Here is an 11619-nt window from a genome sequence, read left to right as displayed (position 1 = left end):
ATAAGATCATGGAGAGGGAGAGCGCATCTGCTCAGTAAGCAGGTGCACTCTCCCTCTGTTTCTTTCTCACTGGACATAGAAAAAAACGACCATTTCCAATTTGAGGGGACTGGTCGTTTTTTCTTCACGTCTCTGACTGGAGTATCCCGTAATAGAGAAGATTCTCATAACGGCCATCCTTCATGATGTGATCACGAAGGAAACCTTCCTTTGTCATTCCGATTTTCTCCATGACTCTACCTGATGAAGGATTGGAACCGAAATGCCTTGCGTAGACTTTATTAAAATTCTTCTCCTTGAAAGCAAACGCCAAGAGGGCTTTCGCGGCCTCAGTCGCGAAGCCTTTCCCCCAGAATTCCTCTCCGATCCAGTATCCGAGTTCTCCGTTATGATGGCGGGAGTCATGGGTAAGACCGATGGCGCCATAAAGCTGTCCTGTGGCCCTATCTGTAATGGCAAACTCATAACCCTTATCTTCATCAAAGTGCTCCCGATGGTTCTTCATCCAGATGAGGGCATGTTCGATGGTGTAGGGATAGGGTATGAAGAGAGTATTCTTGTAGATGCTGTAGTTGTTGCACAGCGACTGAACCGTTTCTGCATCACTTTTCACGAAAAGTCTCAGCTTCAGTCTTTCTGTTGTGATCGTCTGGGTTGCCTGATCATAATTCATTGGGCCACCTTCTGTAATGAGCTCAAGTCATGCTGAGCTCATTATCCCCTTTCTGATTGTAATTGATTCATAATAGCTCAAAATAATGATTCTAGTATAATATATCTGTAATATAATCACAAGACATCTGACTGCCGGATCCAGCTACATTGTGATGAAGAGATAAACATTAATAATGAGCACCGATACCTTTTCGGACAGGATTTCATTGTGATACCTAAATATACAGAAAAAATACTATGAAACAATTTCATTTTGTGTCGGAAGGTGATATTATTAATAGAGAGATTAAAATGTAAAAGAGCGTATCACTTTACATTTTAATGAAAAGTTTAAACTATTTTCATGAAATATATATTACAATGGATATGATAAGGTTTTCTGAGAAATGTTCAGCAGTTTTTATCGGTGAATATTCGTGTATATAGTGATAGAATAATGCAAAATATTAAACAAAATAAATAATGAATAAATATGAGGAGTGGATACCATGGCAGCTTCAATCAAAGACGTTGCAAGAGAAGCGGGCGTATCAATCGCAACCGTATCTCGAGTATTAAACAATGTAGATGTAGTAAATGAGGATACAAAGAAAAAGGTTCAGGACGCGATCAAAAAGTTAAGCTATAGACCGAATATCGTGGCAAGAAGTCTTAAGACTCAGAGAACCAAGACGATAGGCATACTGGTTCCGGATATTTCCAATCAGTTCTATCCTGAAGTTGTAAGAGGCGCAGAGGATGTGGCTAATATCTATGATTACAACATCATTCTATGCAACTCTGATTCCGATCTGGAAAAAGAGAAAGAGTATATCCGCGTGCTGAAGGAAAAGATGGTAGACGGTATGCTTTATATGAGCTCATCCCTTGAAGGCGAGATCATTGATCTCATAGATGAACTTGAGCTGAAGACTGTTCTTGTGGAAACCAAGGTTTCAGGAGGCAGAATGCCAAGCGTGACCATCGACAACAAGAAAGCGGCTTATGATGCGACAAAGTATCTCCTTGATAAGGGGAACAAGAAGGTTGCCTATATCGGTCTCAAGAAAGACAGAAACAATGCGGTATCCAAGAGATACAACGGATATGAGAAGGCACTCAAAGATCATGGTATGGAAGTTGACCACAGTCTTCTGTATTTTGGAGATCTTAAAGCTGCTGATGGATATAACGGCATCAACGTTATTCTTGAAAATGCAGAGATCGATGCTGTATTCTGCGCATCTGACGAGGTTGCCATGGGTGCAATCAATGCGCTGAGAGACAAGGGCATCAGCTGTCCGGAAGATGTGGATGTCATGGGATTCAATGACAACAGCATGGCGGCAGTGTTCTATCCAAAAATCTCGACCGTTGCACAGCCGATGTATGACATGGGTTCTGTGGGTATGAGAATGCTCATCAAGATCGTGAACAACAAGCCTCTTGATGATGATCAGTATGTTCTGCAGTACTTCCTGGTTGAGAGAGATTCAGTCAAGAAATAAGGAGAATATTATGGCGTATAAGTATAATATGGATGAACTCCACAAGATGACCATCGAAACGCTGGAAAGAAGAGGCGTGACCCTTGATGATATCGCAGAACTTGTTATGATTCTGCAGCAGAAATATTTTGAAGGGCTTACCCATGAATACTGTGTGGAGAACATCATTGCGGTACTGAAAAAAAGAGAAATCATCCATGCGGTCCTTACCGGAATCGCCATAGATGAGATCGCAGAGAAGAAACTTCTACCTGAACCTCTACAGGAAATTGTAGAGAATGATGAAGGGCTGTATGGGATAGACGAGATTCTGCCCTTGTCAATCGTCAATGTTTATGGTAGTATTGGTCTGACCAACTTCGGTTATCTGGACAAGGAAAAAATTGGTATCATCAAAAAGTTAGACCAGGAAAAACATGGCATTCATGTCAATACATTCCTTGACGACATCGTTGCAGCTCTAGCAGCAGCAGCGGCTAGCCGAATAGCTCACTCAGATAGACCATAAAGATCCTAACGAAAGTAAATTCGAAGAAAGATGCACTGAATGTGTGTCTTTCTTTTTTGAGTGCAGTACAGATTTTTATGAAGGCGTTCTGCTTCGTCTATCCATTGCGTACACAATATGCTAATATATTCCTATTATTATGGATGCATTAAAACTGATGCGCAATGATTCAAGCTGATGTACAAAATAACATGACAATAAAAATTAAGGGATGTCCTAGAGGGACTTAGGAGGAATTGTTTTGGGAGATAGAGCAAAATTAATGAGGGAGGAGAATGTCTTCAAGTTATTCTTGAGATTCTCCATTCCGGCAATACTGGGTATGATCGTACAGTCGTTATACAATATCGTGGATAGAATATTCATCGGCAATATTCCGGGAACAGGAGGACTTGCCATCAGCGGGGTGGGCGTTATTCTGCCGATCACGTTCATCATCATGGGCTTTGCCATGCTTTTTGGTATCGGTTCAGGTGCGAATATTTCCATCAAGCTCGGACAGAACAAGAAAGATGATGCAGAGAGGATCTTCGGTTCAGGATTCTTCATGCTTGTCGCTGCAGGTATTCTGGTGACCATAATTGGTCTGCTTTTCCTTGACCAGATCGTCAATCTCTACGGAGCGGACGATGAGATAAGATCTTATGCTACCGGTTATTTCAGAATCATCCTTTACGGTAATGTATTCAACACCATCGCTTTTGGTCTGAACAACATCATCAGAGCGGAAGGCAATCCGAAAATAGCCATGTACACTATGCTTATCGGTGCCATCATCAATACGATCCTTGACCCGATTCTGATCTACGGATTCAACATGGGTGTTGAAGGAGCGGCGTATGCCACGATTTTTGCACAGTTTGTGAGCTTCTTGTGGAGCATGAGCTATTTCCTGTCCGGAAAGAGCATGCTCAAACTGAGAAAATCTTATGTCAGATTCAGCAGAGCTTTAGTGCTTGAAATCATGTCCATCGGTGCTTCACCTTTTGCCATGCAGGTTGCAGGAAGTGTCATCGGTATCTTCATGAATCAGAATCTCTCCACATATGGAGGGTCTCTTGCAATCGGCGCATATGCGGCCATAAACTCGGTTGTCACACTTTTCTTTATGCCGATATTCGGTATGAATCAGGGGCTTCAGCCAATCATAGGATTCAATTATGGTGCGAAGAACTATAAGAGAGTGAAGGAAGCACTTAAAGTAGGCATCATATCTGCAACTGTAGTCTGTATCATCGGGTTCATCCTGATTCAGACGATTCCACATGTGTTCATCAATTTCATCACAAAGGATCCGGATATCCGTGAAATGGGTACAGTGGGCATCAGACGATTCATGCTGATGATGCCGGTAATCGGTATGCAGATCATCAGTGCGAACTTCTTCCAGGCCATCGGACAGGCGAAGAAAGCCTTTATTCTCTCCATGCTGAGACAGGTCATTCTCCTCATTCCGCTGATCATCATCCTTCCTAAGATATATGGGCTCATCGGACTATGGACAGCAGTGCCGATAGCAGATGGTATGGCTACACTTCTTACGATTCTTGTACTTTATTATCAGATCAGAGCCCTCAATAAGGCTGAAGAAAACTACAGAGAAGAAAGAAAAGACGAGATCGAAGAGCACGTGGAAAGTAAACTGGGCATCAATATCTAAGTGTTTGATAAGACAGATCACATATAAATAATAAACTGCATGTTAAAAGGTGTATCAGGCGCTTAGCGCGCCGGATACACCTTTAATGTTTTTGTTTATGCTTCAAACTGTGAGTTATACAGCTTCTCATAGAAGCCCTTCTTCTTTATGAGCTCATCATGTGTTCCTGTTTCCACGATATCTCCTTCGTCCATGACGAGGATCATATCCGCATTGCGGATGGTGGACAGTCTGTGAGCGATGATGAAGCTTGTTCTGCCCTTCATCAGTTTCTCCATACTTTCCTGTATAAGGACTTCCGTTCTGGTGTCCACAGAGCTTGTGGCTTCATCCAGAATCAGTATGGAAGGATCTTTCAGAAAGACTCTTGCAATGGTCAGGAGCTGTTTCTGACCCTGACTGATGTTTGTGGCTTCTTCGTTGATTTCCATGTCATAGCCATGGGGAAGGGTCTTTACAAAGTGGTGTACATAGGATGCTTTTGATGCCTTTATCACTTCATCATCAGATGCGCTCAGTTTACCGTATCTGATATTGTCCATGATGCTGCCGTGGAAGAGCCAGGTGTCCTGAAGAACCATACCGATGGATTCGCGAAGATCTTTTCTGTTCATCTTCACGATATCTGTACCATCAACCATGATGCTTCCGTTATTCAGCTCATAGTATCTCATAAGAAGCTTCACAAGAGTCGTTTTACCGGCACCTGTTGGGCCTACAATGGCGATTCTTTGTCCGGGCTGAACATCCAGGCTGAAGTTCTTGATGATCAGCTCGTTATCATTATATCCGAACTGAACATTTTTGAATGTGACCTCGCCTTTTATGTCGGAAGGATTGACTCTTATGCCGCCTTCTTCGGTAATTTCGTCTTCTTCCAGGAACTCGAAGATTCTTTCTGATGCGGCGACGGTGGACTGAAGGACATTAGAGATCTGAGCCACCTGACCGATAGGCTGTGTGAATCTGCTGATGTACTGGATGAAAGCTAGAATATCTCCGACTGAAATGGCGTTTCTGATTGCCAGATAACCACCGAATATCGATACGAATACATAGCCAAGATTACCGACAAAGCCCATAAGCGGCTGAGTCAGTCCTGAGAAGAACTGCGATTTCCATGCTGAGCCTCTCAGGTTCTCGTTGATGACACTGAATTCCTCAACGGCTGCCTCTTCACGGTTGAAGGCTTTCATGATGACATGTCCGCCGAAGGCTTCCTCCACATAACCGTTGGCCTTTCCGAGGAATTCCTGCTGCTGCTTGAAGAACTTCTGCGAACGCTTGATGATGGTGATCATCAGTCCCATGCTGAGTGGGAGAATGAGGATCGCAATAAGGGTCATGGGCAGACTGATGGAAATCATCATGATCAGGATACCGATGATGGTGGTCACTGAAGTGATGATCTGCGATAGGGACTGGTTAAGACTCTGTGATACGGTATCCACATCGTTGGTCATTCTGGAAAGGACATCACCATGTGAATTTTTGTCGAAATACTTCAGTGGAAGTGCATTGATTTTCTCTGCGATCTGCGTCCTAAGGTTGTAGGAAACCTTCTGCGCGACACCTGCTACGATGTAGCTCTGGATGAATCCGAGAAGAGCCGATATTCCATAAAGGCCAAGGAGAAGCAGCAGTGTACGCTGTATGCTTTCAAAGTTGATTCCTTCACCTTTGCCTGAAATTTTCTCTACGAGACCCTTAAAGATCTCTGTGGTGACATTTCCGAGAATCTTTGGTCCTGCAATGGCAAAAATGGTGCTGCTGATGGCAAAGATGAGCACAAAGACAAGGGGAATAAGATATGGTTTCAGAAAATCTCTGAGTTTCTTGAATGTCTTTTTAAAGTTCTTAGGCTTATCGCCCATTGTAGCTGCGCCTGGATGGCCACCGCCGAAGCCAGGTCCGCCAGCTCTTCCGGTGCTTTTCGGTTTCTGTTCACTCATTATGCTAATTCCTCCTTTGAAAGCTGTGATGAGGCGATTTCTCTATACACAGAGCAGGTGTTCATGAGTTCCTCATGAGTTCCCTGACCTACGATTCTGCCTTCATCAAGAACGATGATCCGCTCAGCTGTCTTTATTGTACTGATTCTCTGGGCGACGATGATTACCGTGTTGTCCACTTCTTTTTTCAGTGTGGCTCTTAGAGCTGAATCCGTTTTATAGTCAAGTGCCGAGAAGCTGTCATCGAATATGATGGCTTCGGCATCTGTAGCAAGGGCTCTTGCAATGGAAAGTCTCTGCCTCTGACCACCGGATACGTTGCTTCCGCCCTGGGCGATACTGAAATCATACTTTGATTCCTTTTCTTCGATAAAGCCATCCGCCTGAGCGATTCTTGCGGCGCGTTTCATTTTCTCGTCGCTCATGTTCTCGTTCGCATACTTGATATTGCTTTCTGCTGTACCTGAGAAAAGAATTCCTTTCTGAGGCACATAGGCAATCCTTTTTCTGAGTTCCTGAAGAGGAAGATCTTTCACGTTCACTCCATTAAGAAGGATTTCGCCTTCGGTAACATCATAGAACCTTGGGATGAGATTGACTAAAGTGGACTTACCGGAACCTGTAGAACCGATGAATGCTGTTGTCTGACCTGTCAGTGCTTTGAAGGAGATGTCCGTAAGAACATTGTCTTCCGCACCGGGATATCTGAAGGAGACGTTTTTGAATTCAATTTCACCTTTGATGTTCTCTGGCAGTTTTTTCGGATTCTTCGGATCGGTAATGGTGATGTCCTTATCAAGGACCTCGGAAATTCTGTTCATGGAAACAGTCGCTCTAGGCAGAATGATGGAAACCATGGACAGCATGAGGAAGGACATCATGATCTGCATGGTGTACTGGATATAAGCCATCATATCGCCAACCTGAAGATTTCCTTTATTGACTTCATATGAGCCCACCCAGATGATGAGAATGGTAAGCCCATTCATGATCAGCATCATAATCGGCTGCATGAGTGACATCATTCTGGAGATGAAAAGATTGGTTTTTGTGAGGTCTTTATTCGCCTCATCGAACTTCGTCTCTTCATGCTTCTGTGTATTGAAGGCTCTGATGACCAGAAGACCCACAAGGGAATCTCTGACGACCATGTTGACCTTATCGACGAGTTTCTGGAGTGCCTTGAACTTCGGCATGGCGATACTGAACATGATGATCACGACGGTTAAAATCGCCATGACACCAACTGCGATGACCCATGCCATGGATTTATTGGTATTCAGGGCTTTGATGATACCGCCTATACCAAGGATCGGTGCAAAGAATACCATACGAAGGAGAAGAACCGTGAACATCTGCACCTGCTGGATGTCATTGGTACTTCTCGTAATGAGCGATGCGGTGGAAAATTCATTGTATTCCTCATTGCTGAAGGAAGACACTTTTCTGAACAGGGAAAGTCTCAGGTCGCTTCCCAGGAATGCGGAGACTCTGCTTGCGATAAAACTGACGGAAACGGCAACCAGCATAGCAAGAAGTGCGATACCGATCATCTGGAATCCGACTTTGAGAACGTAACTGGTCTGAATGTCGCCTAGATCCGCACCCAGTGCTTCATATTCACCTCGGGTATAGAGTGTAGCGGTCTGGACGATACTGCTTTTGGGCATGACCGAAAGCTGAGTCAGTACTTCATCGATGACCGCTCTTTTCTGCTCCTCGGGCATCATTGTAATGGCATCAAGAGGGGATACGCCTTCAGGAAGATCTGAGAAGTCTCCTTGAGGGACGACCTGAGTCGCTGTATCCTCTGTTCTCAGTCCATACATCATAAGAAGATAGGGATCGAGAAAATCCAAAGATGACAGTTCATCTTCTGTACTCTTCAGTACATAGGAAGATTCTTCCTCCGCTTTAGGATAGCGTTTCAGAAGATCCTGATCGCCTGATGTGTAAAGACTGTAGTGGGCGTCAAAAACAGCTATTTCCTCTTCCGTCATCAGGTTTTTGAGTATATTTACCTCACTTTCTCTAATGACCTTAGGATAAGGGCTGTCTATACCACCCTGCTGAATTCCGACATTTACGATCTTGGACATGTAGTCAGGAAGGGATAGTTCAAGTGATGCCTGCGCAAACAGCAGTACAATCACGATCAGGATATGCAGGGAATATTTTTTCAGAAATTTTATGATTTTAAGCATTTACTGGTCTCTCCTTTGCAGTTTTTCTTATGTTTGGTATTAATATCCTACTCATTATATTTTAGAGAAGGTTATAAGTCAATAATTATTATGAAATCATAAATAATTCTTGCAAGAAAAGAAAATCTTCTTTATAATGATGATGAGGAATTGTAATGATAGAACACTAGGAGGTTCATATTGAGTAACATAGATAAAATCCATGAGACAGGTGAGAATATTTTTCATGCCACCCTGGTTATGCATAATAAGATTGTGAACTTCCATACCATATCCAAAAACTGTGAAGTTCCGCAAAGCCACATGAGGGTACTCTTCCTGCTGAAGAAATATAAAGAAAAGACCATGTCGGATATGGCTAAGGAAATGGAAATTTCAAGACCTAATCTTACACCCATCATAGATCGTCTTCTTGAAGACGGATACCTTGAAAGAAAAGAAGGGCAGAAAGACAGAAGAAAACTTCTGATTTCACTTACGGCAAAGGGCTGGCAGTATCTTGGCGGGATGGAAGACCATGTCAAAGAACAGACCCGGCACAAGCTGGAGAGTCTGTCCGATGAAGAGCTCGATATCCTGAATGAGTCTTCTATGAGAATACTTGAGGTGCTGAAAAACCTCTAACATCATAAAAGTGATGTAAAAGAGAAGATGAATCCATATGCGGAATCATCTTCTCTTTAATTTCGATCATTTGTTTTTCGGTATTCAAAGCGGTATAGTAGCATTATGGATAACTTCAGTCTGATAGGGGAAATCAGATGCCCAGGGCATCAAGAAAAGGACCGATATCGATGAATCCCTGAAGATCGAGATAATAGGCCACAAAAGCCAGAATCAGAATGGTCAGCACAAATTTGAATGCTGATTTCATGATTTTCAGTACGATGATCACGGCTAAAAAGGCCAGAGCAATGATGATAAAATCCAAGGTGGGACCTCCTTTAAGAATGGTTTAACCATAAAATATTATAATCATTATAGCACAAGGTTAATGGATATCAGTAGATATTATAAAGCGTTGTGTCTGATTTTTTAGAGGTGAAATAAACGATGAAAATGCTGATAATAGAGGATGACAAGCTCCTTGCAGAATCCATTGCCGATTATCTTAAAGACAACTTCTCTGTGGACCTTGCCCGAGATGGGGAAGAAGGTCTTTATGAAGCGGAGAAGGATATTTACGATCTCATTCTTCTGGATATCATGATGCCTGAGATGAACGGATACGAAGTTCTTGAACATCTCCGTAAGCAAGGCATCACGACGCCTGTAATTATGATTACCGCAAAGGATGGTCTCGAGGACAAAATTAAAGGACTTAAACTGGGCGCTGACGACTATATCGTCAAGCCTTTTTTCAGGGAAGAACTTCTTGCGAGAATTGAGGCGGTCCTAAGAAGAAGCGGAAGACTCATGGATATCGCAACCATCAAGTACAAAGAACTCACCCTTGAACGTAAATCCAAGCGTGTTTTCCTGAGGGATAAAGAAATTTTTCTCCAGGGTAAACAGTATGATCTACTTGAATATCTCATATCCAATAAAGATACCATTCTCACAAAGGAACAGATTTTTGACAGGATCTGGGGATTCGATTCCGACACCATGGTGAGCGTTGTGGAAGTATATGTCTCAAATCTGAGAAAAGCGCTGAAGAATTACGGATACACGCTGCCCATAAAAACTGTACGAGGATTAGGATATATGTTCTCTGTGGAGGAAGAATCGGATGAAGAAGAAAAAGATTAGGATAATCATCAGTTATGCATCCATATTCTTTGTGATTATCTGTCTTTTCGCCGTGAGCATCTTCATGTTCGTCTCCACCAACCAGATGAAGAATGTCGACTCCGATCTGATGCTGTTTAAATCCGCTGTTCAGAGGGTCCACGACAGAGAACTTAAGGTTGCTCTGCCGCTGAATCCGAAAACAGTGACCATAGTGAAGAATGCCAACGGAACACTTGATCCTGATTTTCCGGTAACAGAATTCTATCGGGACAGTCTTTCTAAGTTCAATGATATTCCTCTGGAAGAGATCCGGACTGTAGCATTCAAAGGCGGATATTACCGGACCATAAAGTTCAATCATTTTCTGGAAGGGCAGCCTAAAGAAGTTCAGGTGCTCTACAACATCGACTCGGACATCCGTGTGATGAACAGTCTTAAAAAGATTCTCATCAATGGAACCATCCTCATCATCATTGCCTGCATCATGATCAGCTATGTACTGGCCAGTGCATCCATAAGACCGATGAAGGAATCCATAGAGAAGGAAAGAGCTTTTCTGCAGGATGCTTCCCATGAACTGAGGACTCCGATTGCAGTCATCCAGAGCAGACTTGAAGGGCTTCTTCGAAACCCTGAAGAGAAGATCATCGACAAATACGAGTATATCGAACCTGCACTTCGGGAGAGCAGAAGAATCTCCCGTATGGTGTCGAACCTCATGATTCTGACAAGAGCTGATGCAGGCGCAAGTCTCGATAAGCTGGAGAGCTTTGATCTTAGAAAGCTGGGAGACGATATTGCCATCATCTACGGTGAGTTTGCCATGATCCAGAACAAGAAGCTGGTCTATAATCCCACCGAAGAGGTGGTCATTGAAGGAAACTATGAAAAGCTCCATCAGCTGCTCATCATCCTTATGGACAATGCGCTGAAGTATACAAAAGATCAGGGGGTTATCGAACTTTCCATATGTTCATCCAAGGATAAGGGAATCATCAGGGTTTCCGATAACGGTGTGGGCATCAAGGAAGAGAACCTTGACAAGGTCTTTACAAGATTCTTCAGAGAGGATAAAGCCAGAAACAGGAACAACGGCGGCACAGGGCTTGGACTTTCCATAGCCAGATGGATCGCTGAGAGTCATGGCGGTACAATCACCGCGAAAAACAGAAAAGAAGGCGGAACGGTCATTGAAGTGCAGCTTCCAAAAGAGCATAAAAACAGGCCGTTGAAATCTCAGGAAATATAGAGCTTAAAAGTCCCATTAACCATGGGGCTTTTCTAATGTAAAGTTTTATGTGAATGAGAATGGAATTCATTGGCAATCTTTGGTAAAAAGGTTATAATATTAACGTTGCAAATTTTTAGAAAAGATAAAAATGAGTGTTTCCGGAAAAGT

General features: G+C 43.0%; 10 protein-coding genes. 6 read left to right on the top strand and 4 right to left on the bottom strand.

The genetic code is table 11. From position 1 onward, the window contains the following. Window positions 1-124: 124 nt before the first annotated feature. Complete coding sequence (locus RTX25_RS01795) at window positions 125-673, bottom strand: GNAT family N-acetyltransferase (RefSeq protein ID WP_312649736.1); 549 nt, start codon at window positions 671-673, stop codon at window positions 125-127. A gap of 490 nt (window positions 674-1163) precedes the next feature. On the opposite strand from RTX25_RS01795, the gene RTX25_RS01790 reads away from it, so the two are divergent. The 3 genes from RTX25_RS01790 (at window position 1164) to RTX25_RS01780 (ending at window position 4330) form a co-directional block, all read left to right on the top strand. Next, window positions 1164-2162 carry a LacI family DNA-binding transcriptional regulator gene (locus RTX25_RS01790; protein ID WP_312649734.1) on the top strand — a complete coding sequence of 333 codons (999 nt, stop codon included), beginning with the start codon at window positions 1164-1166 and terminating at the stop codon, window positions 2160-2162. 10 nt (window positions 2163-2172) lie between these two features. Then, on the top strand, window positions 2173-2670 hold the full coding sequence (locus RTX25_RS01785) for a phosphatidylglycerophosphatase A (RefSeq protein WP_312649732.1): 498 nt from the start codon (window positions 2173-2175) through the stop codon (window positions 2668-2670). 241 nt (window positions 2671-2911) lie between these two features. Continuing rightward, window positions 2912-4330, top strand: a complete 1419-nt coding sequence (locus tag RTX25_RS01780; protein WP_312649729.1) for an MATE family efflux transporter — start codon at window positions 2912-2914, stop codon at window positions 4328-4330. Window positions 4331-4425: 95 nt separating this feature from the next. Here RTX25_RS01780 and RTX25_RS01775 read toward each other — a convergent pair whose 3' ends face one another. After that, window positions 4426-6282: an ABC transporter ATP-binding protein gene (locus RTX25_RS01775; protein WP_312649728.1), complete on the bottom strand. Its 1857-nt coding sequence runs from the start codon at window positions 6280-6282 to the stop codon at window positions 4426-4428. Beyond that, a complete protein-coding gene (locus RTX25_RS01770; RefSeq protein WP_312649725.1) occupies window positions 6282-8486 on the bottom strand; it encodes an ABC transporter ATP-binding protein in 2205 nt (734 codons plus the stop codon). The genes RTX25_RS01775 and RTX25_RS01770 overlap by 1 nt, the downstream gene beginning before the upstream one ends. Before the next feature lie 180 nt (window positions 8487-8666). Between RTX25_RS01770 and RTX25_RS01765 the strand changes: the two genes are divergently transcribed. Then, window positions 8667-9110, top strand: coding sequence for a MarR family transcriptional regulator (locus RTX25_RS01765; RefSeq protein WP_312649723.1), 444 nt, complete (start codon window positions 8667-8669; stop codon window positions 9108-9110). A gap of 133 nt (window positions 9111-9243) precedes the next feature. On the opposite strand, the gene RTX25_RS01760 is transcribed toward RTX25_RS01765, so the two are convergent. After that, window positions 9244-9417 (bottom strand): hypothetical protein, encoded by a 174-nt coding sequence (locus tag RTX25_RS01760; protein WP_312649721.1) that lies wholly within the window; start codon window positions 9415-9417, stop codon window positions 9244-9246. 122 nt (window positions 9418-9539) lie between these two features. Between RTX25_RS01760 and RTX25_RS01755 the strand changes: the two genes are divergently transcribed. Further along, window positions 9540-10238 carry a response regulator transcription factor gene (locus tag RTX25_RS01755; RefSeq protein WP_312649719.1) on the top strand — a complete coding sequence of 233 codons (699 nt, stop codon included), beginning with the start codon at window positions 9540-9542 and terminating at the stop codon, window positions 10236-10238. Continuing rightward, entirely contained in the window at window positions 10219-11469 is a 1251-nt protein-coding gene (locus RTX25_RS01750; RefSeq protein WP_312649717.1) for a HAMP domain-containing sensor histidine kinase, read from the top strand. The genes RTX25_RS01755 and RTX25_RS01750 overlap by 20 nt, the downstream gene beginning before the upstream one ends. Window positions 11470-11619: the final 150 nt, after the last annotated feature.

Source organism: Proteiniclasticum sp. (assembly GCF_032054185.1).
Lineage (GTDB): Bacteria > Bacillota > Clostridia > Clostridiales > Clostridiaceae > Proteiniclasticum.
The sequence above is the reverse complement of the archived record's forward strand: the minus strand, read 5'-3'. Positions and strand labels throughout refer to the sequence as shown.

Bases quoted from the DNA above. Each gene is read 5' to 3' on its own strand.
- RTX25_RS01750 (WP_312649717.1), top strand. From the start codon at position 10,219: ATGAAGAAGAAAAAGATTAGGATAATCATCAGTTATGCATCCATATTC.
- RTX25_RS01795 (WP_312649736.1), bottom strand. From the start codon at position 673: ATGAATTATGATCAGGCAACCCAGACGATCACAACAGAAAGACTGAAG.
- RTX25_RS01785 (WP_312649732.1), top strand. From the start codon at position 2,173: ATGGCGTATAAGTATAATATGGATGAACTCCACAAGATGACCATCGAA.
- RTX25_RS01790 (WP_312649734.1), top strand. From the start codon at position 1,164: ATGGCAGCTTCAATCAAAGACGTTGCAAGAGAAGCGGGCGTATCAATC.
- RTX25_RS01770 (WP_312649725.1), bottom strand. From the start codon at position 8,486: ATGCTTAAAATCATAAAATTTCTGAAAAAATATTCCCTGCATATCCTG.
- RTX25_RS01755 (WP_312649719.1), top strand. From the start codon at position 9,540: ATGAAAATGCTGATAATAGAGGATGACAAGCTCCTTGCAGAATCCATT.
- RTX25_RS01775 (WP_312649728.1), bottom strand. From the start codon at position 6,282: ATGAGTGAACAGAAACCGAAAAGCACCGGAAGAGCTGGCGGACCTGGC.